We start from the raw sequence: 23,369 nt of genomic DNA, 5'->3' as shown, positions 1-23,369 counted from the left end.
TAGCGGTGCGCGTAATGCTGTCATTGCGAGAATTTAAAATTCCAGCATTGCATTTGCTGTCATTGCGAGAAGCGAAGCGACGAAGCAATCTACGAACTTGAAATTCCTTACGCTAAATTTGCAAAAATACTGACCTTGAATTTTTAATTCGTAGATTGCCACGCTCACTGCGTTCGCTCGCAATGACAAAAACGAATTTATAAATTCTTGCATAAGCTTAGAAGTTTTTCTAACTCCGACGCTATAAATTCTTGCTCATTTTTTGGTGGCAGGGGGATTATTGTTCCTTGAACTTTTTCGGTTGATAAATTTTTTACAACCGCCCCAGAAACAGTTTCTCTAAAAGATTTCTGAACATAATTGCAAGTTAGTAAATAAAATAAATAATCTATTATTGTTAAATTTTCAAATTTACTTAACACTAGCCAACCATCGTGTATGCAACCATTGATTTGCAAAATATAAGGTCTGCCAAAACTCATTGAATTTGTTAGTAATAGGCTACCTGCTTTTACAAATCTAGTTTTATATAATCCGTCTTTTGTAATTTTTTGTGCCGTTTTTTTAATATATTTTCCACCTATATCGCTATCGCCTATTTTTATCCAATTAAAACCATTTTCAGAATTTGTTAAATAATTTTCAATAGGTCGTGGCGAACCACCACGCACAATCTCGCAAATTTCCCCCAACTTCACCCATACCCAAGAATTTGGGATTTCAAAAGGCGGATTGAAATTCAGGTCAGTATTTAGGGGCGTGATAGTGCGATATGATTTGATTTTGGTTTTTATTTTAGCGATGATATGTTTGATTTTGTCGCTATTTTTTGGTTTTGTTTTTAGAAGTTTTTCTAAATTTGAAAGCAATTTTTCACGCTGTGATTTTAGAGTTGAAATTTTGGCGTTAAATTCAGCGATTTCATCAAGGGCTGTTTTGTTTGTCATTGCGAGATTTTTCGCAGAAAAATCGAAGCAATCCAGAGAATTGCCATTATCTTTAAATTTAGAGATTTTGGAATTTTTCTGGATTGCTTCGTCGCTTCGCTCTCTCGCAATGACGAAAGGGACGAGATTGCTCTGCCTGTTCGCTCCTCGCAATGACACGAAAGGCGAAATTTCGCTGAGAGTTCGCCACGCACGGCGTAATCAAGTATGGATTTTGGAATTTGTGTTTTAAATTTGGTTTGCAAATTTGCTAAATTTAGGGCTTTTGCTTCGTAATTTTCACACTCTTTTAATAAATTTTGCAAAACTTGTGAAATATAAATTTGCTCGTTTTTTGGTGGCAAGGGGATTATTGTTTCAATAATTTTTTCTCTTGAAATATTTGGCTGACCACTTCCGCTTCCAAGTGATAAAAAATAGTCTCTTTTTTGTAATAAAAAATAAAATAAATAGTAATTAAAAAGCAATGAATTGCAAGAACAAGCACAACAAGCTTGATTTGTTGCCAATGGAATTTTAGCAATTCCTAATTTTCCAATAGTTGCACCATACATCGCAATTAAAATACTGCCTATTTTATTGATATGTAAATTTGCTGATTTGAGTGCATTTTGTGTTATTTTCTCTTCCGTATGGTAAATAAAACTATCATTTAAATCGCCAGTTTTTAGCCAATTTATTGTTCCATTAATAAAAAATTGCGAATTATTTCTTAATGGTGTTGAGCCAGATTTCCAAATCCCCAAATCCCCCAACTTCACCCATACCCAAGAATTTGGGATTTCAAAAGGCGGATTGAAATTCAGGTCAGTATTTAGGGGCGTGATAGTGCGATATGATTTGATTTTGGTTTTTATTTTAGCGATGATATGTTTGATTTTGTCGCTATTTTTTGGTTTTGTTTTTAGAAGTTTTTCTAAATTTGAAAGCAATTTTTCACGCTGTGATTTTAGAGTTGAAATTTTGGCGTTAAATTCAGCGATTTCATCAAGGGCTGTTTTGTTTGTCATTGCGAGATTTTTCGCAGAAAAATCGAAGCAATCCAGAGAATTGCCATTATCTTTAAATTTAGAGATTTTGGAATTTTTCTGGATTGCTTCGTCGCTTCGCTCCTCGCAATGACACGAAAGGCGAAATTTCGCTGATAGTTCGCCACGAATAGCATAGTCTAAAATGGATTTTTTCAAATTCGCAGGATTAGTCATTATTGCGCCTTGTTGCTTTTAAGGATCGCCTCAATAGCTTCGAGCGTGGCGGACATTTGGGATTTTAGTTCGTTTTGTTCGTGGGTGAATTTTTCAATCAACTCAAATGGCGGTAAAATTTCGTCTTTGGCTTCGATAAATCCGCATAAATCAAGGTTGTAGTTTTTATCTATAAGCTGGGCTTTACTAAATTTGGCGGCTTTTGGGTTGCCGTTTTCGTCATTTAGTGCGGTGCGGTTTGTATCCCAAGCGAAAAATTCATCAAAATGCTCTAATTTCATAGGTTTGGTCTTAGAAAATGCCTTGTAGGCAGGCGGCATATCAAGGCGATAAAACCAAGTCTCATCGGTGCCTGTGCCGTTACGCTCAAAAAATAAAATATTTGTCGTAATGGAAGTGTATGGGGCAAAAACGCTTTTTGGAAGACGGACGATTAAATGCAGGTTAAATTCGTCAAGTAGGCGTTTTTTGAGATTGATTTTGGCACTATCATCGCCAAATAAAAATCCATCAGGCAAGACTACGGCGGCTTTGCCGTCAAATTTCAAACTCTCGGTAATCATCGCCATAAATAAATCAGCGGTTTCGCTACTTCTAAATTCGCTTGGAAAATTTGATTTTATGGTGTCGTTTTCGCTTCCGCCATAAGGTGGGTTCATAGCGATAATGTCAAAGCTAGGCTTAATGTCATCAAAATGGGTGTCAAATGAATTTGCGTGGTCTAAATTAGGATTTTCGATACCTTTGATTAAAAAATTTGTTACACATAAAATATAAGGAAGTGGCTTTTTCTCAACGCCGTAAAAGCTTTCTTTTAAAATCTCACTATCTCGTGTATTTTTGGTTAATTTGTTCAAATAATTAAAAGCTGAGGTCAAAAACCCGCCCGTGCCACAAGCAAGGTCTGCGATTTTATCGCCGATTTTCGGGCGTAAAATTTCCATAATAAAATCCGTTACAGCTCGCGGAGTGTAATACTCGCCTGCATTTCCTGCGCTTTGCAAATCTTTTAAAAATGTTTCGTAAGTGCTAGAAAGCAGAGCTCTATCGGAATTTTCATCAAGGGTAATGCTATTGATTGCGTTTATTAGCTTGCGAAGCTGGATACCGTCTTTCATAAAATTAATGCGATCTTCAAAAGCTTTTTTGACGATTTTTTTATTTAACGGCATATCGTTAGTAATGTATAAATTTTTAAGCGTAGGGAAAAGTTTATTATTTACGAAATCTATCAACTCATCACCTGTTTTGATATCTTTTCTAACATTGCCATTGGCGTCGTATTGATTAGCCCAAGTATCCCATGAAAGCTCATCTGGTATGATAGAAGTATAAATTTCGCCCTCGAATTCAGCGCTATCACGCCAACGCTTTTCGTAAAAATCATAGACTTTTAAAAACAAAATCCAAATAATCTGACCAATTCTTTGAGCGTCACCATCTACTCCTGCGTCTGTGCGCATAATGTCTTGTAATGTTTTTATATTTAACAAATCAAATCCTTATTCTGCGTAAAGTGCTGATTTTATGCTATCAATAGCAATTCTATATGAAGCAATGTCGCCAAAAGCGGTTTTTAGCTTTTTAAAGCTTGGGTCGTCAAATGGCTCTTTGCTAAAAACCTCCATACTTTCTAACTCATTTATGCCATTTTGCTCGTATCTTTCAAGCAAAATTTGCAAAATTTCTCTCGCTTCACCTTGATAATTTTCTAAAATTTTGTTTGCTTTTTTGGCTCTTTGTGAGCGAGAAAGCGGAATTTTGCCAAAAGCAAGTGAAAGCAAAATGTCAAATTCGTCCATATTTTCGTATTGAGAATAACTTCGCAATTCTTCGATTAAAATTCCTTTGTTTTCAAATTCACCAAGTAATTCAAGCTTTTTCTTACTAGAATTCCAAATTTTGAGAAATTCCTCTAAATTTGCAAATTCAATACTATCTTTGATATTTTTTTTAGAATAATCTATAAAGTTATCAGTAATTACTTCACCATTTAGATAAATTTGGTTAATTTGCGTATCTATCGTAACCTCAACTCCATTAATATAATATCTTTTTACACTCTTTGGCTCTGGCTCTGGCTCGGGAGTTGGCTGAGGTGGAAATGTCGTAGGAGGTTGCGGAATTGGCTTTGAGCTGCCACCATTTATCTCGCTAGGCGCAGGCTCATCGATTTCTACGACAGGCGGAACTTCGATTATTTCGATTGTGCCGTCGAATTCTGGGTCTTTAAATTTTTCACTAGAACCTTTAAAATCGATAACCGTGAAATATTTTTTATTTCGTTTCTCATCTAGTCTTGTGCCACGCCCTATGATTTGTTTGAAATCTGTCATTGAATTTATAATTTTGTTTAGCACGATAACTTTGGCTAGTTTGGTATCTACGCCTGTGCTTAAAAGCTGCGAAGTTGTGGCTATGACTGGAAATTTCTTTTTTGAGCTGATAAAATCACTCAAATATCTCTTACCGTCCATATCATCGCCAGTGATACGCACGACATAATTTTTGTCTTTTAAATCTAAATTTTCATTTTCTAATGCAAATTTTACCAAATTTGCCTCTTCTGTGGTTTCGCAAAAAACTATCGTTCTTGCAAATCTATCTTTTATCGTGTATTTCAAAAAATTTGTAATCGCCTTTGCAATGGTGTTAGTTCGCTCGTCGATTAAAATTTTTCTACCAAAATCAGATTGATAATATATACCCTCTGGAACTTCTTGTCCGATTTTATCAATAGTTTCACCCTGTATCTCTACGCCGTCATCGATGTTGGAAATATATCTAATGACTTTAAAAGGTGCTAAAAAGCCATCTTGAATTCCTTGTTTAAGTGAGTATTCGTAAATAGGATTTCCAAAATATTCTAAATTTGACCCACTCTCATCGTGTTTTGGAGTAGCTGTTAAGCCAAGCTGGTAGCCAAGCTAAAATAATCTAAAATTTTACGCCATGCCGAAACTTCGTTTGCGCTACCTCTATGACACTCATCAATGATAATAAAATCGAAAAAATCTCGCGGAATATCTTTATAATATGTAGTAAAAAAGTCCTCGTCATCATTTCCAGCAAGTTGCTGATAAAGCCCGAAAAATATATCATATTCACTAGCGTTAATTTTATGTTTTTGGATTTTGTCAATATTTTTACCAAGTGGCTTAAAATCTCCGTCGATACTCTGATCTACTAAAATATTTCTATCTGCTAGATAAAGAATTTTTTTAAATTTACCACTCTTATAAAGCCTATGAATAATCTCAAAAGCGGTAAAGGTCTTGCCCGTACCTGTCGCCATAACGAGTAAAAGGCGTTTTTGTCCTTTTGCGATAGCCTGAATTACGCTATCAATAGCAATTTGTTGATAATATCTTGGTTCGCGATTTTCTAAATAATACGGATAAGTTATAAGTTTTTCTTGATCTGGGGTTATATTTTTCGCATTTATATAACGCATAAAAAGTTCATCTGGGGTTGGAAATTCGCTCATTTTAAGGGTTTTATTTTTGCCAGTAAAAAAATCATACTCCATAAAAGCGTCACCGTTTGAAGCATAAGCAAATGGAACATTTAGCATTTTTGCATAATCTTTGGCTTGTGATAGTCCGTCTGTATATGATTTATCATCTTTTTTAGCTTCGACTATGGCTAGACGAATATTTTTATAAGTCAATAAATAATCAGCAAATTTAGGTGTTTTTCTAGAAACTTTATCACCCATAAATGCCATTTCGCCGTCTGTGAATTGATAATTTTGCTTTACAGGAAATTCCATATTTATTTGGTTTTGAATATTCCAGCCTGATTTTTGCAAGCTTGGCGTAATGAGTTTTAATTTTACATCTTCTTCGGTCATTTTTTATCCTTAGCATAAAATTGCAGATTTTATCAAAAATTAACAAAAAAGAAAATGAATTTTTGCTACGCTAGAATTTCGTCACTGTTTCACAACTCCTTGCAATATCAAAAAGCAAATTTTACACAAATCACCTGCACGCGAGATTTTTAGCACCTCGCGCGCAGTATCCCCCCAGCCAAAAGCCACGCTTAAAGCATGGCTAAATTACCAGCTAAAACGCGACGGATTAAAACATAATCAAATTCCCAAGCGAAAAAGCGTGGCTAAATTCCGAGCCACGCGCCACGGCTTACAACACAATCAAAATTCCAAATCGTGCGCCACGCTCAATCGAAAATCAAATTTTATAAAGCTTTTGCGACTAGTTCGTTGATATTGGCGATAAAAGCGCCCGGATCATCGACGCCTTGGGTCTCGCCTAGCTTAGCCAAATCAAAAGCCAAACGCGCCACGCTAGCAATCATAGTTTTATTATTTTCTAGCTTTTTGATGATTTCATGCTTTGCGTTGATTTCCAAAATCGGCTTAAACTCAGGCAAATTCGTCTGCCCCATTTGGCGCAAAATTTGCTGTGTGGCGTAGTCTGGATCGCTCTCGTCAAAGACAAGGCAAGAAAGCGAGTTTGTCAGACGAGTGGAGATTTTCACATCTTTTACGCGACCCTCCAAGCACTCTTTAAATTTCGCCGCCACTTCCAGTGCCCACGCGCTTTGCTCTTCGTTTTGCTCGGCGCTTTTTACGCTAGTTACGCTCTTGATTGCTGTGCCGTCAAACTCGAAAAGTCCCGGCATAACCACAGCGTCGATCTCATCATCGCAGAGCAAAACCTCCACGCCCCTAGCGTTAAAATCCTCCAAAAGTGGCGAGTTTTTCAGCATTTTCGCATCTTTGCCGGTGATGAAATAAATCTCTTTTTGCTCCGCGTTTTCGCTCATTTTAGCCTTGTATTCATCTAGGCTGATTAGCCCCTCGCGTAAATTTGACTTAAATAGCGCTAGGTGGCTAATCTCAGCCTTATCAGGGCCGAATCCATACAAGCCCTCTTTTAGCACTTTGCCAAAAAGCGCGTAAAATTTCTCATATTTTTCGCGATCATTTTTTAGCATTTTGGCTAATTCGCCTAAAATTTTCTTTACGCTTTGTTCCTTGACATGGGCCAAAATGCGGTTTTCTTGCAGAATTTCACGGCTTACATTTAGTGGCAGATCCTCCACATCTATCACGCCACGCACAAAGCGCAAATACACAGGCAAAAGCTCTTTGGCGTCATCTGTGATAAATACGCGCTTGACATAGAGTTTGACGCCACTTTGATAATCCACGCGGTATAAATCAAACGGCTCGTTTGATGGCACATAAAACAGCGTAGTGTATTCATGCACACCCTCTGCTTTGGTATGTATATGAAATAGCGGATCCGCGCTATCGTGGCTGATTTGTTTATAAAAGTCGTCATAATCGCTCTGTTTTAGCGATGATTTTGGTAGTTGCCACAGCGCGCTGGCTGAATTTAGCTGAACCACTTTGGTTTCGCTATGACCCTGCGCGCCGTCCTCGCCAGGGATATACTCCTCTTTTTGCCCAAAAATCGGGTATGGGATATGGTTTGAGTATTTTTTGATAATGCCCTCTAATCGCGCTAAATTCGCAAATTCATCATCTTTTAAATGCAAGATTATATCAGTGCCAAAGCTATCTTTTTCGCAAGGCTCGATTGTGTAGTTTTCGGCGTTCGATGACCATTTGAAAGCCTCGTCTTCAAGGGCTTTGCGCGAGATGACATCGATACTATCTGCGACCATAAACGCCGAATAAAACCCCACGCCAAACTGCCCGATTAGGTTGCTATCTTTGGCGGCATCTCCGCTCAAATTCGCCATAAATCCCTTTGTGCCAGATCTCGCAATCGTGCCTAGATTGGTCTCTAACTCGCCCTCGTTCATACCGATACCATTATCTGAAATTTTTAAAATTTTATTCTCGCTATCGAGCGAAATTTCAATGCGTGGCGTGTAGCTTAAAGCCTTGTAAGCCTCATCGGTAAGGCATAGATAATTTAGCTTATCAAGCGCGTCTGAGGCGTTAGATACGAGCTCACGAAGGAAAATTTCCTTGTTTGAATACAGCGAGTGGATCATTAAATTTAATAAATCATTGACCTCTGTTTTGAATTTTTTCTTTGCCATAAAATGTCCTTTGGATTGAATTTTGTTTAAAAATTAGCACATTATAGCACCGAGTGCTAAGTTTTGTCAATATTAAGCCAAATTTTGTTTTTAAATTTGGCTTAGAATATCGTCGATTATGGATTTTGCGCCGTTTTTGGAGCTGAAATTTACTAGCCCCCTACTTGCACTTGGAGCGTCGAAATTTTGGATTAAATCCAAAATTTTATCCTCGCTAGCCTCATTTTGGCGCACGATTTTGCATAAATTTAGATCTTGCAAAAATTTCGCATTGTAGAATTGATGATCTCCTGCTGCATGCGGAAACGGCACGAAAATCGCAGGAAGTCCGTTTGCCACGAGCTCCCACAGCGTGCTAGCCCCACTTCTGCCTACGCACAAATCAGCCTTTGAGATTAAATCAACCAAATTTTTGCTAAATCCCACGAGCTCGACATTTAAATTCGCGTTTTTGTAAAATTCGCTGTATTTTTCAAACTCTTTTTCGCCACATTGATGAATAATCTCATAGCCCATTTTGGTAAGCCTTGGCGCTAAATTTGAAGCAAGAGTATTGATAAAACTCGCCCCTTGCGAACCGCCTAAGAAAATTATCGTTTTTACCTCGCTTCGAATTCTAGATTTTTCAAAAAAAATATCGCTTACTGGATAGTCGAATTTATCACTTATGCACTGGGTATTATCCTGAGTAAATTTCGTCACGCAACCACAAGCTGTGGGAAGCTCGAATTTTTCCCTAGAATATGGGCTGTAAATTTTCTTGCAAAACGGCTCTAAAAGGTCGTTTAACCGCCCTAAAATAGCGTTTTGCTCGTGTATAAAAAGTGGCTTGAAAAAAAATAACGACGCAAACGAAGCCGGAGCTGAGCTGTATCCGCCCACGCTGATTACGGCTTTTACGCCGTTTTCTTTGAAAATTTTACGACATTTCAAAGATAGTTTTAAAATATTCATCAGCGATGAAATTTTACTAAATCCTTTTTTATTTACCACGCCAGAGCTTTCCAAAAAATACGCCCGCTCGAAAATTTCGCTATTTTCGAACCACGCTCTGTCTTGGCCGTTGGTCGAACCGATAAAAATCACCCCTATTCCGCGATTTTTAAGCTCAGTGCCCAAACTTTTTGCGATACTTAAATGCCCGCCTGTGCCACCACCACTGATTGCTATCATTTTTAGCTCCTTAAATTTGCGCGTTTGCTAATCATAAGTATAAATCCAACCGCCATTGAAGCAGCTATAACATGGCTTCCGCCATAGCTTAAAAACGGCACAGCGATACCCTTCATAGGGATTAGCCCAGTAATTCCATAAGAATTTAGACAAAATGAGAAAAACAGCATAAAAGCAATGCCAAGCCCAAAGAGAAAATATACGCTATTTACGGATTTTGAGGCTATGCGAAAGACCCTGGCAAGCATCGCAGAAAAGAGCAAAACAACGCCAAGAATTCCAAAAAATCCGATTTCCTCGGCAATGCCAGCTAGCACGAAGTCAGTATGCACCTCGCTAAGATAGCCTAGTTTGAAGCTTCCCTGCCCTAGCCCAGCTCCCATTAGCTCGCCGTTGTTTATGGCATTTAGCGAATGGCCGACTTGGTAAGGCATATTCGCATCATCTACGCGAACCTTAGCGGCTGTTTCTGGGGAGAGAAACGGAGTGATAGTGTCTTGCACGCCAGCCCACCATGAGCGAATTCTCACGATTCTGTGCGGACTAGTGACGACAAAGGTATAACCCAAAATGCCGATTATTCCCACCACTATGCCAACTAGCCTCATGCTAGTTCCGGCGAAAAACGACATACATATCATCGTCGCAGCCAAAACAGCCACTTGTCCAAGATCTTTTTGCCCTATGGCGATAACTATGCCAAAAATCGCGAAAAGAAAGACATACGGAACCCAAATTTTAATCTCTTGCCAAACCGTTTTTTTAGTATGGTTCATCTTGCGCGAGAAACTCCACGCCAAAAAATATATAAAGCCAACTTTGAAAAATTCCACCGGAGCGATACTAATGCCTGCGATTTTTATCCACCTAGCCGCTCCATTTACCTCTGATACGATTGATTTAGGCATGAAGCCCATTGAGATCATCACTAGCCCAGATACCACCCACAAAACCATACAAAACGGCGTTAAAACCTTATCTGGGTTAAACTGTGAAAGCCCCCACATAAGGAAAATGCTAAACATACCAAATATCCATTGTTTTTTGAAAAAATATAGTGGCTCAGTATCGCTTGCAAGCGTGGTATATGAGGTCAATGATAGCGAAAATACAATGCCTATGGTGATTAATGCAACCGTGAAATAAAACAGCCACTGATCTGTTCTCAAATTTTACTCCATTTAAATTTCAAAATTTAGCCAAATTTATTTGATGATATCTCTTTGCCCTTTGGCATTAACTTCGCTTAAAATTCCCATTTGCTCTAACTGCTCGATGATTGTAGCGGCGCGGTTGTAGCCGATTTTAAGACGGCGTTGCAGATAGCTAATCGAAGTTTTTTCTTCGGTTAAAATGATATTTTTCGCCTCTTCAAACAGCTCGTCAAGCTCCATATTTTGCGGATCTATCATACCTGCGCCCTCTTTTTGGCTATCGTTTTCAGCCAAAAATCTCTCATCATAAACCACGCTTTCTTGCGAACGCAAATACTCAGCTATGGCATTTATCTCATCTTCTGTGCTAAATGGCGCATGCAAGCGAATCGTAGTGCTTCCACTTGGTGGCATAAAGAGCATATCACCTTTCCCTATCAGGCTTTCAGATCCCATTTGATCGAGGATTATGCGACTATCTGTATATGAGCGAACCTTAAAGCTAATGCGACTTGGCATATTGGCTTTGATTAGGCCTGTTACAATCTCTTTGCTTGGGCGTTGAGTTGCTATGATGAGGTGGATTCCGCATGCTCTTGCCTTTTGAGCTAAAAGCACTATGTTGGTTTCGACCTCTTTTCCACCTGTCATAATAAGGTCGGCAAATTCATCTATCACAACCACAATATAAGGCAAAATTTCGCCATTTTCTTTTGAAATTTTGGCATTATAACTTTCGATATTTTTGACCCTATTATCAGCCATTATGCGATATCTGTGCTCCATTTCAGCCACGACATTTCCAAGGGCGGTTATGGCTTTTTTGGGCTCAGTAATAATCGGTGTTAGCAGGTGCGGGATATCCTCATAAAGTCTAAATTCAACCATTTTTGGATCGACCATTATTAGGCGCAGAGTTTTTGGCGAATTTCTATACAAAAGGCTTAAAATAAGGGCATTTACGCCGACACTTTTACCACTTCCTGTTCCTCCTGCGATGAGTAGGTGTGGGAGTTTTTTCAGATCTGTGACAAAAGGCTGACCCACGATATCCTTACCAAGCGCCATAGTAAGCGGACTAGAAGCTGTTTTAAAAACCTCACTTTCAAAAATTTCACGCAAATAGATTGTCTGTGCCTCTTGATTTGGGATTTCGATACCTACGACATCTTTGCCAGGAATCGGGGCTTGGATACGGATCGTCTGCGCGCGCAGTGCCATAGCCAAATCATCTTGGAGGGTTAGGATTTTACTAACCTTAATGTGCGCTGCTGGGCGAAACTCAAATGTCGTAACCACGGGACCTGAGTATGTGCGAACGACATCGCCGTCGATTTTAAATTTGCGAAGTTTATCGAGCAAATCAAAGATTTTTTGATCTATTTCGCTCTCATCGATTATATTTTGTTTTTTGGGCGGATTTTCCAAAAAATCAAGTGGAGGGAGGGCGAAATTTTGCGGTTTATCGATTTTGCCCTTTTCTAGCTCATCAAGAAGTTTTTTGTTTTCGGCAACCTCGCTTAAATGCTCGACTTTTTTTAGCGAAGCTGGTTTTTTGGAATTTGACTTTTTAAAATTTGGCTCTAAAATTTCATTTTGTAAATTTGGCTCTTTTTCTGAATTTAAGTCTAAATTTTCCCCCTCCAAATCATCGCTTTGCTCGGTTAAAAATTTTTCGATTTTGCTCTCTTGCTTTTCGCTAAATTCAGCTCTATCTTTTTTAAGCGGTTTTGGTTTTAGCTCGGTTTGCGCGCGAGTAGCTCTTTGGCGAGTTTGTTCGCGCAAAATTTCACTTTTTGCCTCGCTAGTTTGCTCTTTGATAAAAGAATTTTTGATAATATTTGTAAGCTTATCCTCGAAAATCAGCACCAGCGAAAGGACAAAAAGCGTTAGATTAAAAATCCAAATCCCCACACTTCCCACAAACTGCCTTAGCTGATTTATGACCACGCTACCGATGATTCCGCCACTATCGCCGATAATGCTTGATTGCACAAAAAGCACGGTGAAAAATAGCAAAATCACGCCTATGCAAAATTCAAAAAATCTAAAATCAAATCCCCTAAAATAGCGATACGCGATATAAACAAGCCCGAGTAAAAATAGCGGATAAATATATGAAAAATAACCAAAAAGCCCTAAATTTACCGAGCGAATCGCATTGCCAGCACTGCCGACAAGAGCCGAATCAGGCGCAATCGTAGCAAATCCAAAAAACAAAATTATAGCCGAGACGATTATAAAATATACTTCTTTTATTATGATAAATCCTTTGAAAATAAAAAGCGCAATTTTAGCAAATTTAAGGTTAAAATTTTATTTGAAAACTAGAATTTTACGAAGTTGAGATAAATCCGCGCCCGATTTGGACGCGGATTTTGTTTTAGCTTTTGACAGCTTTTCCCAAATCCCACATTGGCATAAAGATACCAAGAGCGAGTAGCAATACCATACCAGCCATGAAAAATAGCATAATCGGCTCAACATAGCTAGAAATATTATCAATAATATCGTCAAATTTCTCTTTGTAATAATCAGCGACATTTCCAAGCATTTTATCAAGGTTACCAGCCTGCTCACCAGCGCTAATCATCTGAATAAGCATACTCTCGTAAAGTCCAGTATTCTCAAAAGCCTCTGTTAGGCTAACACCTTGTTGAACAGCGATTTTAACGCTTGAAAGTTTTTCTTTTAGCGTGTGGTTATCGACCATCAAAACAGCCGTATCAAGGGCGTCTGCAATAGGAATACCAGCGCGAACTAGCTCGGTAAAAATCAGCATAAAGCGTGACATTGTAGAGTAAAAAATAATCTTGCCAAACAAATAAACCTTTAAAATTCCCCTATCCCAGCCGATTTTAAACTGATCGTTGTTTTTATACAGCCATTTAAGACCCACGATTGTAACGATGATACCAAGCAAAATATAGCCACCATAATTGCTAAGCGCACTTTCAATTCCTAGCAAAATTCTTGTAGGAAGTGGCAAATCTGCGCCGAGCTCTTCGAAAATTTCGCGGAATTTAGGCACAACATACATCATCAAAATCGTAAATGCTATCGCCATAACAATCATCAAAGTCATCGGATAGCGCATAGCCTTTTTAAATTTTCTTTGGTTTTCGTAAAGTTCAGTAAGCATAGAAGCTAGCTTGGCAAGTGATTCAGCCATATTACCTGTGGCCTCGCCAAGGCTTACCATTGCTACGACGACATCGCCTAGTTGTGGGCGGAATTTCTCAGCTGATTCAGTAAGGCTAAGACCTGCATTAAGGTCGTCGTTCATCGCGCTAAAAATGCCTTTTAGCGTCTTATCCTCTGTCGCTCTTGCGACCTCTTTAATAGAGTCGTGGATAGAAATACCAGCGTTTGTCATGACAGAAAGCTGTCTAATAGCAGCAACTAATGGCAGAGTTTTTACCTTGCCACTACCGCCCATTAAACGACTTACTTGGGTTTTAAAATCGCCTGTGATATTACCCAAATTTTGCGTTTGAGCGCGTCTAGAAATCGAACCGCCTGAGCGTTGTTTCATTAGGTTGTTCGCATTGACCTTGTTATTGACTTTTAGTCGCATTTGCTGGCGTTTTCCACCAGCGTTCATATTTACATTTAAATCTTTCATTGTTTAGCCACCCTATAAATTTCTTCTATACTTGTTACTCCACGAGCTGCACGAATAATGCCGTCTTCAAACATATCGATAAAGCCCTCCTCTTTCGCCAAAGCTCTCATATCGTCTTTCGAGCCACCATTTGCAATCAGGCTTTGCATACGATCTGTAATAGGCAAAATTTCACTTATCATCTCACGACCCATATAGCCTGTCTGACCACATTGATCACAACCAACTGCTTTGAAAAATTTATACTGCTCAGGTAAAAATTCTTTTAACTGATCGAGCATAGATTTTGGCACATTTGTCGGTTGTTTGCAGTGCGGGCATAGCTTGCGCACAAGGCGTTGAGCCTCGACCGCAATAAGCGCACCACTGATTAAATAACTCTCAATTCCCATATCTACAATTCTTGGTATCGCACTAACAGCGTCATTTGTGTGTAGTGTAGAAAAGACCAAGTGTCCAGTAAGAGCCGCTTGAATCGCGATTCTAAGCGTTTCTTGGTCACGAATCTCACCGATCATTATAATATCAGGGTCTTGACGCAAAATCGAGCGCAAAGCCGACGCAAATGTAAGGCCTGCTTTTTCATTAACATGGACTTGTTGTATTAAATTTACCTGATACTCAACAGGGTCTTCAACGGTAATGATTTTTGTATCGACACTTTTGACATCGTTTAGTGCCGCATATAGTGTGGTTGATTTACCACTACCGGTTGGTCCAGTAACTAGGATAATGCCATACGGTGCGTGCATTGCATTGCTAAATTTTTTAAAGCTTTCTGGGTGCATACCAAGCTTTTCAAGGCTAATGATAACCTTGGATTTATCCAAAATACGCATAACGGTTGATTCACCATTGATAATAGGAAGCGTCGAAATACGAAAATCATATTCGCGCCCAGAAATCGTCATAGAAAAACGGCCGTCTTGTGGCTTTCTACGCTCTGCGATGTCCATATTCGAAAGCAATTTCAAACGGCTCACAAGTGGCGGATAAATGTCTTTATCAAAGATAAAAATTTCTTGCAACATACCGTCAATTCTGGTGCGCACGACGCAGTTATTCTCAGTAGGCTCGATGTGAATATCGCTACCGCGCATAATGATTGATTGTTTTACAATCATCTCGATAAGCTGCAAAATCGCAGATGTATCATCGCCTGTGCCACTACCGCCCGTGCTAGCAAGCTCTTTTCTAATAGTAGCGACCAAATCTTTGATACTCTCGGAAAGTTCGAGTTTAGCCATATATTTATTTACTTGATTTGGATCGGCTACAACGATTTTTAGAAGGTGTTTGTTAAAAATCGCTTGAATTCTATCCTGGGCTTCCATATTAAATGGATCAGAAAACGCAACATAGATATTTAAATCGTCCGCCCTTACAGGAATTACGCCAAATTTTTTAAGTTGCGCCATCGGAGCGCGCTCAGATAGTTTGAAATCGATATCAACATCATCTAAATTCATATAGGTTAAATTTTGCTTTTTAGCCAAAACTTGCAAAAATTCTTTTTGATCGATTGAAAATTTCTCGCGAACATCTTCGTAATCGATCTGTCTGCGTTTGTAAAGCTCAGCTAAAATCAAGCAAAAATTTTCTTGACTTAAATAGTTGTCGCCGACCAAAACTTCGCCAAGGGTCAAACCAATATCCATTTTCTCCTGAATTTCAGGAACGATAGCTTGGGTTAGGACATTATTTTTTATTAGAATTGAAACAATCTGCTCTTCTATCTTTGTCATATCAATCACCAATAAATTTTAATCGAGCTAAGTTTTTCACCGGCATAGATTGCCACCACCATTTTTTTTACTCCCTCTTCTTCTTTGATAAAAAGCTCGGCTTTTTCGCCGTCATCTAGGGTAAAAACATACGCATCGCCTTTTTTGGTGTATGTTTTCTCTACAAATTTATCAAAAATTTCAGACAAAATATAATTAATCTTCGGCGTTCTGATATACGAAATATCCACGCCGTCGCAAAGCGCTAAATAAAGCATTTTCTTTTGGAAAACTATGGTCGAATACAAAGAGGCATTTTCCCTAGTTTCCTTCGTTTTATACAGCATTACCATTGGCACGACTAGCTCATTTACCCTATCCATTTTTAGGCAAGCTTTCGCGTAAGTGTTTGCTAGCGCCTCGTTTTGCTCCTCGATAAAGAGATTTCTAACGCTTTCTTGACAAATTCTATTGTATTGACCGATTTGATCCCAGTTTCGCACATCATCGACATTGACAGCGAAAACAGAGCCAAAAAATAGCGTTAAAAATAAAAATACTCTCATAGCGCACCGCTTTTGATTTGATTTATTAAATTCGCAATTTCGCCATTTTTAGCCTTAGAATTAAATGTTTCTAGCGCATAAATAGCGTCATCTTTGCGACCTTTTTTATAATTAGCTTTGGCAAAAATTATCCAGCTATTAATATTGTTTTTATCAATCTCATTTGATGTTAAAGCCCATTTTATCGCATTGTCATAATCTTTTTTATTATAAGCTTCCTCGGCCAATGAAAGTGAATACTCGATTTTATTTGTCGCATAAAATTTACTCTCCAAACTCTGTCGCTCAGAGCTTAAATTTGAAGTGCGAATTTCAAGACGAGAGCTAATCGGAGCCCTATTTACAGGGGCTGGCGCGTTAGAAGCGACATTTTGTTTTGGCGGCAATGGAGCCTTACCAAAATCAATAATCTCGTTTTTCATCGGCTGATTGAAATTCTGAGCATTTGGGTTAAAATTTGGCACATTATTAGCCTGATTAAAACCCTGATTAAATCCCCCATTTGCAAAATTTTGGTTAGAAAAATTTTGGTTATTGGCAGAATTTTCGTATGTGTTTGTGATCTTAAAACCACCAGAATCCTCGCTAGATAGCACGCCCACATCGTTGATATTTAGGCTTGGGCGTTCTACATTTTGCGCTCGGTTAGTATCGTTTGCTGGGGCGCTGATATTATAATCTGCGCGCGAAATTTCACTATTTTGCGCGACAACCTCAGTTTGCGGGGCAGTATTTATGGTAGGCTGGGCCTGCGGCGCAGGGTTTGGCACGACATCACTTATAGCAGGTTCGTTTTGGATATTTTCGTTTATGCTAGCCATGCTGACTTTATCGTCGTCTTTAAGCAACCAAAAAATCGCGCCGATCGCGATAGAAATCAAAGCCAAAAGCCCTAAAATCGTCTTGTCAAATTTAAATACAAAATTTGGCTTAGATTTCAAAAAGGAAAATTGCTTTTTGTTTTTGTTGTATTCTTCCCATTTTTTTTCTAATTCATTAACTTCGTAAAATTCAAGCATCGATTATCCCCGTGCCAATGGCCGCCATTTCTATGATTTTATTATTAATTTGAGCAAAACTAATCTCTGTTGGCTTATTTGCCTCGTAATACTCAAACAGCTCATACATTTTATACATTAATTTATTTATGTTTCTCATATTTCCATCAGTTAAATTTAGGATTAAATCGAAATTGTCATCGCTAAACATAAAATAATATTGCTGAAAACCATGAAAAACTAATTTTTTTTCTATATACAGCTTCACCTCGCCTAAATTTGAGTTTGGAAGCTCTATACTCTCCCAAATTCTGGTTTTAAAATAATCTTTGGCAAGACGATCTTCCTCGTCTGTTTTATGCACTGTAAATAAAAATTTAAATAACCTAGAATCCGCCATTAATCTAATTTTTTCAATCAAATTTCCAGGATAAAGCTGAGCTTCATCAAGCAAGATTACCACCTGCTCCACGGCTGCACCTCCACCTGTAATCCCAAGTCTTTCGCGATAAACTCTCATAAAATTTTCGTAGTTATCGATTGGCGCAACTGGGTTAGAGTGGAAAATTTGAGAATAAAGTTCTAAAAAAAACTCTTTTTCATCAAAAAAAGGTTGTGGCATAAAAACTACTTTAACCTTTTTTTCCAAATCAGCTTTTATTTTATTTAGCAAAAAGGTCTTTCCGCAACCTGGTTTGCCATAAAACAAAATCAGTTTGAGCGGTTTTTGTAGGGCATTTAAAATTTTATGGTATGCAAGAGTTGATTTATCGAGATTAACGAAGTCCGAGACTTCGTTATCTTCGATAAATATCTCTTTAATAGAGGTATAAGTGTTACTCATTATTTTTCATAAATTGATTTTGAGTAACCAAGCTCTTTTAGCGATGTAGCCAAAGGAGCGCCTGTATTGTCGATAATATGCGGAGTTACGACGAAAATAAGCTCAGTTGTGCTCAAAACATCAGCTGTGCTTTTGAATAAATTTCCTACAAGAGGAATTTCAGCCAAAATCGGAACTCTTGTATTATTTTTAGATTTTGTTTGACCAATCAAACCACCAAGAATTACAGTATCGCCATCATCAACCCAAACTACACTTGAAAGTTTCTTTTGAAGTGTATCAGGAGCGATATTTCTAGGTGTGCTAGTTTTTACATCATCTTCTGCATATTTAAAGCTACTCAAAGACGGATTGATTCTAAGCATAATTCTATTATCATCTGAAATTTCTGGCAAGATATTTAACAAAATACCGATAAAAATAGAGTATTGTGTTTGATCAGATGTGACAGAACTACCATCACTTGCCGCAGTTAGAGAAGTAGCACTTTCTAGCAATAAATAGTTGATAGTATCGCCAACAGAAATAATCGCTGGTTGGTTATTCATAGTAGTTACCTTAGGGCTAGATACAACTTTTGTTTTACCCTTAGTCTCCAAGAAGTTAATCATACCATCGATACTGAAATTTAAGTTCGCGCCGATAGCCCAAGCGCCGTTGCTAGTGCTTGCTTTGCCAGTCCATGAATTGCCAGTGCCGACATTAAGTGGAGCATTTCCAGCGGCAGCACCATTAGCAATAGTTCTAGTAGCTGAATTTCCGAAATTAAACAAACTAGCTGTTCCGGCATTGTCTATGTAAGTATTGAAACCAAGTTGGAATTTACTCCAATCGATACCTGTTGTGTATTCATTATGCAACTCGACAGAGATGATATTTACATCAAGCAAAACCTGTCTGCCAAGGCGTTTTTGCATACTTTTTAAATATTCATCAACACGAGCAATTTGAGATTTCGTAGCAGTTACAGTAATCAAACCTGCATTTTGATTAATAATTGGAGCTACGGCTACATATTTTTCTGTGCCGTTATTTAAAATACTAGTGATATCATCACTGATTTTCTCCCAAAAATCAAATTTTTCTCTCGATGTAATTTTATTATCCTCTGCTTTTTCATCATTGTCCTCTTCGCCAACTTCAACAGGAGCAGAATCAACAGATGACTTAGTAGTAGCAATACCTTCTCTTACAGAAGTGATATAATCTACCTTAAATGTCTTTGTCTCTAATGCAGAAATTTTAAGAACATTGTTTGAGTAATCATAGCTAAGGTTGTTTTCTTTGATCAATAAATCAAAAACCTCTCTTAATGACATATCTTTAATGCTAACACCTTGAAGCTCTTTTGCAAGCTCTTCTTGTGCCATAGCATCTTTTGCAACGACAGAAAATCTACACATATCAGATAATTGTGTTAGCATTTCATTTAGCGTTACAACATCATTAACCTTAATATTCAAAGCCTTTCTATCGCAGTTTGAAGCAGCAGATAAACCTGTGACACCAAGCGATAATGCAAGCATAGCAGCTAAGCTAAGTTTCTTACTTGTATGTAATAGTGACATTTTGATTTCCTTGTTTTAGTTTTAATTCGATTTTATTATCTTCGTTATTAGCGACAATAACGCTATTGCCAGTTATTTGGACAATCTTATATGAACCGATATAATCACCTAGTCCATACCATTTGTCATTTAATTTAACTTTATTGCCCATAATACCAAGCAACTGATAACCTAAACCTTCTGTTTTTTTCACCACAGGCTCAGCAGGACCAGTATTAGCCTCACGCGGATAAAATGGATCTGGCAAAGATGCGATTTGAGAATCACTAAGACCCACTCTTGGCTTGTTTAGGTTAGAAAACATACCATTATATCTATCTTGAAATGCTCTTACTTCATCAGATAGACCCTTAGGCTCATCTGCTCCAAAAAGCACACTAGACAAAACAAACGAACATAAAATTATCTTTTTCATTTGTAATTCACTCCCCAGATAGACATACCAACCGTGCCACCAATTTTACCTTCCTCGGTGCCATTGATATCCATCTTATTAACATCTACAATCATTTCTGATTGTTCAATTAAATTTACATATCTAACAACATTTTGAAAAGCACCTTCAAATTTAACATCGATATTCAACAATGCTTCTGGCTTGAATACATTTTTAGCACTCGGCTCTTTTTTAGAACTAGTAATGCTATAAATTTTAACATTGTTATTCTCGGCCAGCGTTGTTAAACTATCCATAAAGGTAGCCCAGTTTTTCTCATTGTATGTTAGCTTTGAAATCTCTGTCAATTTTACATCTAAATAGTTGATTTTATTAACAGCATTTTCTAAATTTGTCTCTTCGCGTTTTAAAACAGCTCTTTCTTGTGCAACTTTGCCAGTAGGATTGCCGTTAAAATCAGTATCATACTCTCTTTGTGACTTTTCCAATTTATCGGTCGCGCTAGCTAAATTGCTTTCGCTCTCTTCCAAATATGGCACAGAGTATGTGCTCAACGCAAAGTAAGCAATAACCACTGCCAAAGCCAAGCCCATATATAAATATGTGTTGGCGCTATTTCCTTTGGCTGCAAACCATTCATCAATTTGATCTAATGAACCTTTTTTTCTCATTAGCGCACCTCCACACTTATATTACTATCATAGACGACACTGTCATCTTTGCCTTGCAAGACGATTGTTTTAGTATATACGCCATATTTTGCTTTTTGGCTTATATCTTCTAGCAACTCTGTCATTTGCTTGTCATTTTTAGTATGAACTTCTACGGTGATATTTCTATCGTCGTTACCTATTCTTACCAATTTTCCTCTGTTTTTAACAATCATATTAGTAAGGTCAAATACAGACATACCTTTCATAGCATACTCATTTTTCTTACTAAAAATTTCGTTAATCAAACTACTACGATCGCCTAGTTCTTTATTTCTTACGCCAAATTCCTCTTTAACTTTGGCAGTTTTTTCTTTTGCTTCTTTGACTTGCTTTCTTGCAGGGACAAGCTCTGATTCTAGCCCCTTATACTCTACTGTTTTCTCATCAGCTATCATATTGTTGTAATAACCATAGCCAAATTGATACGCAGGGTAAGCAGCACCAAGCAACAAACCACCTAAAATATAGCCAATCAATTTACCACTATATCTTTGGTTTAATGGTGGTGGGCGCATAAATGGCGAGTAGTTGTGATCATCATCTGGCTCAGCCAAGTATTGCTGTCCGGCTAAAAACATCAAAGTATCTAGTTGAGTAAGCGGATAATCTTTCGCATTAATCGCTACACTAAAATTGAAATCTTTGTAGTCGATTTTTAGATTATTTTCTACAAAAACCTCGATAGCAGGGATTTTGCCGATATCTGTGCCGATATAAATACTTTGAATATTTATGTTATAGACCTTAGATATACCGTTCAAAACATCGTTGATATAGTAGAACATATCATCGAAAATTTGAATCATATAATCCCTCTCAGCTGGATTTTCTAAATTTATACCTTGTGTTGCAAGTAATTTAAAGAATTCAGCCTCTTCCATTCTATTTCCGACCAATTCAGAAAATTTGTCGTGCAAGAATTTGAGATTGTATCTAAGCTGTCTTGATTGAAAATATTCACCGTTTTGATAGACGACCAAAAACGCGTCATCTCTTTGCAGATAAACAAAACAATCAATTCCGTCTCTTGTGAGAATTCCACGAGCGTAGAGATTTTCGTAAAGAAACGGTGCCATAGCGACATAATCGATGTAATTTGTGCGAGCTGCGATAGCATCAAATTCAGCAGTCAATTTTGTGTTATCGACGACGAATACATTAAATACTCTATCATCGCTGTTAGCACCGATAACTTCGCTATATGTAATTTTATAATCCAGAGCAGTGTCAAGACCTAGCTCCTCATAAACCTTAACGACGATAGTGTCTAACAAATCGTCATCCGCGACAGTCTTGCTTATTTCGACTGTTGTTGTCATTACATCCTTATAAGGTACATAAGAAATGTAAGTCTCTTTCGCACGATTTGATTTAGAAAAATCGTGTTCAAAAACTTCATTTTCACTTAGACCGAATATGGTTTGCGTGACTTTGTTGATTGCAACAACCGAAGTAGCATTTTTACTATTTCTTGCCATAACACTCCACTTCTTTAAATGAAATTAAATATCTACGAATAATAATAAAAATAAAATGAAATGTCAATAGATAAAGTGCCTTTTTACGCCATTTTCATCATTTTTCCACCCTTTTTTTACCAAAACTATTAACTTTAAGTAAATTTTAATGTTTTTAAAGGCGGAAATTATTTTTTTTCCTCTAATTCCTATTCTCTTAATTGTTTCACCATTTTTGCCAATTAAAATTTCTTTATGAGAGTTTGTGTCGGTAATAATCTGGGCATAAATTGAGATTAAATTTGGCTTTTCTATCACCTTTTCGATTAAAACATCGCTCGAATACGGCACCTCGCTATTAGTATTTTCGAAAATAGATTGCAGGATAAATTCGCGGTAAATGTCTTTTTCGTTTGTAGTGCTTAAAATTTCAGGATCGTAAAAATACTCGTGCTCGGGCAGAAATTTGCAAATTTCGTCCAAAATTTGGCGTTTGTAGATATTTTTTTTGATACTAACTGGAATTATGGCTTCAAATTTATCTTGAAATTTTTGATATTCAAGCAGTTTTTTAACGATTTTTTCATCATTTACTTCATCGATTTTAGTCAAAATTACGATATGTTTGGCAGTGGGATTTAGCTCGACAAATTTCGCGTAGTTTTCCACGCTATCATGCACAGGCGCTAAAAACAGCGTCAAATCGCCGTCCCCAATGGCTTTGAGCGCCACTTCGACCATAAGCTTATTCATCAGCTTCTCGCTCTCGTGAAGTCCTGGGGTATCGACAAAGATAATTTGATCATCTCCATGCATAACTATGCCATTGATTTTACGGCGTGTGGCGTTGATTTTGTGCGAGACAAGCGAAATTTGCTCACCCAAAAGATAGTTTAAAAACGAGCTTTTCCCGGCGTTCGTGCGTCCGATAAGTGTAACAAATCCGCTTTTCATTG

At 37.7% G+C, this 23,369-nt stretch carries 19 protein-coding genes; all 19 read right to left on the bottom strand.

The window, feature by feature from the left end; translation table 11 throughout:
- Positions 1–197: 197 nt before the first annotated feature.
- Entirely contained in the window at positions 198–947 is a 750-nt protein-coding gene (locus OFO07_RS01390) for a restriction endonuclease subunit S (protein WP_270870666.1), read from the bottom strand.
- Complete coding sequence (locus OFO07_RS01385; RefSeq protein ID WP_270870665.1) at positions 944–2,152, bottom strand: restriction endonuclease subunit S; 1,209 nt, start codon at positions 2,150–2,152, stop codon at positions 944–946. The genes OFO07_RS01390 and OFO07_RS01385 overlap by 4 nt, the downstream gene beginning before the upstream one ends.
- Positions 2,152–3,645 (bottom strand): class I SAM-dependent DNA methyltransferase, encoded by a 1,494-nt coding sequence (locus OFO07_RS01380; RefSeq protein ID WP_270870664.1) that lies wholly within the window; start codon positions 3,643–3,645, stop codon positions 2,152–2,154. The genes OFO07_RS01385 and OFO07_RS01380 overlap by 1 nt, the downstream gene beginning before the upstream one ends.
- A gap of 9 nt (positions 3,646–3,654) precedes the next feature.
- Entirely contained in the window at positions 3,655–4,776 is a 1,122-nt protein-coding gene (locus OFO07_RS01375) for a type I restriction-modification enzyme R subunit C-terminal domain-containing protein (protein ID WP_270870663.1), read from the bottom strand.
- Positions 4,777–5,057: 281 nt separating this feature from the next.
- Positions 5,058–6,005, bottom strand: a complete 948-nt coding sequence (locus tag OFO07_RS01370) for a DEAD/DEAH box helicase family protein (RefSeq protein WP_270870662.1) — start codon at positions 6,003–6,005, stop codon at positions 5,058–5,060.
- A 347-nt stretch (positions 6,006–6,352) separates the two neighbouring features.
- On the bottom strand, positions 6,353–8,194 hold the full coding sequence (htpG, locus tag OFO07_RS01365) for a molecular chaperone HtpG (RefSeq protein WP_270870661.1): 1,842 nt from the start codon (positions 8,192–8,194) through the stop codon (positions 6,353–6,355).
- A 90-nt stretch (positions 8,195–8,284) separates the two neighbouring features.
- Positions 8,285–9,367, bottom strand: coding sequence for an undecaprenyldiphospho-muramoylpentapeptide beta-N-acetylglucosaminyltransferase (murG, locus tag OFO07_RS01360; RefSeq protein ID WP_270870660.1), 1,083 nt, complete (start codon positions 9,365–9,367; stop codon positions 8,285–8,287).
- 2 nt (positions 9,368–9,369) lie between these two features.
- Positions 9,370–10,536 carry an FtsW/RodA/SpoVE family cell cycle protein gene (locus tag OFO07_RS01355; RefSeq protein ID WP_270869421.1) on the bottom strand — a complete coding sequence of 389 codons (1,167 nt, stop codon included), beginning with the start codon at positions 10,534–10,536 and terminating at the stop codon, positions 9,370–9,372.
- A 36-nt stretch (positions 10,537–10,572) separates the two neighbouring features.
- Entirely contained in the window at positions 10,573–12,744 is a 2,172-nt protein-coding gene (locus OFO07_RS01350; protein WP_270862527.1) for an FtsK/SpoIIIE family DNA translocase, read from the bottom strand.
- A 160-nt stretch (positions 12,745–12,904) separates the two neighbouring features.
- Positions 12,905–14,146: a type II secretion system F family protein gene (locus OFO07_RS01345; protein ID WP_270862445.1), complete on the bottom strand. Its 1,242-nt coding sequence runs from the start codon at positions 14,144–14,146 to the stop codon at positions 12,905–12,907.
- On the bottom strand, positions 14,143–15,891 hold the full coding sequence (locus OFO07_RS01340) for a GspE/PulE family protein (RefSeq protein WP_270864455.1): 1,749 nt from the start codon (positions 15,889–15,891) through the stop codon (positions 14,143–14,145). Before OFO07_RS01340 ends, OFO07_RS01345 begins: the two co-directional genes overlap by 4 nt.
- 5 nt (positions 15,892–15,896) lie before the next feature.
- A complete protein-coding gene (locus OFO07_RS01335; protein ID WP_270869420.1) occupies positions 15,897–16,436 on the bottom strand; it encodes a hypothetical protein in 540 nt (179 codons plus the stop codon).
- Entirely contained in the window at positions 16,433–17,455 is a 1,023-nt protein-coding gene (locus OFO07_RS01330) for a tetratricopeptide repeat protein (protein ID WP_270870659.1), read from the bottom strand. Before OFO07_RS01330 ends, OFO07_RS01335 begins: the two co-directional genes overlap by 4 nt.
- Positions 17,448–18,278 carry an ATP-binding protein gene (locus OFO07_RS01325; protein ID WP_270870658.1) on the bottom strand — a complete coding sequence of 277 codons (831 nt, stop codon included), beginning with the start codon at positions 18,276–18,278 and terminating at the stop codon, positions 17,448–17,450. Before OFO07_RS01325 ends, OFO07_RS01330 begins: the two co-directional genes overlap by 8 nt.
- A complete protein-coding gene (mshL, locus tag OFO07_RS01320) occupies positions 18,278–19,846 on the bottom strand; it encodes a pilus (MSHA type) biogenesis protein MshL (protein ID WP_270870657.1) in 1,569 nt (522 codons plus the stop codon). Before mshL ends, OFO07_RS01325 begins: the two co-directional genes overlap by 1 nt.
- Positions 19,824–20,261, bottom strand: coding sequence for a hypothetical protein (locus OFO07_RS01315; protein WP_270862440.1), 438 nt, complete (start codon positions 20,259–20,261; stop codon positions 19,824–19,826). Before OFO07_RS01315 ends, mshL begins: the two co-directional genes overlap by 23 nt.
- The gene (locus OFO07_RS01310; protein ID WP_270870656.1) at positions 20,258–20,914 is read right to left on the bottom strand and encodes a hypothetical protein; all 657 of its coding nucleotides are present in this window, start codon (positions 20,912–20,914) and stop codon (positions 20,258–20,260) included. Before OFO07_RS01310 ends, OFO07_RS01315 begins: the two co-directional genes overlap by 4 nt.
- Positions 20,914–22,434, bottom strand: coding sequence for a hypothetical protein (locus OFO07_RS01305; protein WP_270870655.1), 1,521 nt, complete (start codon positions 22,432–22,434; stop codon positions 20,914–20,916). Before OFO07_RS01305 ends, OFO07_RS01310 begins: the two co-directional genes overlap by 1 nt.
- Positions 22,435–22,497: 63 nt before the next feature.
- Positions 22,498–23,367: a GTPase Era gene (gene era, locus OFO07_RS01300; protein ID WP_270858761.1), complete on the bottom strand. Its 870-nt coding sequence runs from the start codon at positions 23,365–23,367 to the stop codon at positions 22,498–22,500.
- Positions 23,368–23,369 lie beyond the last annotated feature (2 nt).

Source organism: Campylobacter sp. JMF_06 NA1 (genome assembly GCF_027737785.1).
Taxonomy (GTDB): domain Bacteria; phylum Campylobacterota; class Campylobacteria; order Campylobacterales; family Campylobacteraceae; genus Campylobacter_B.
Note: the sequence above shows the minus strand (reverse complement) of the source record. Positions and strands in the feature narration are given on the sequence as shown.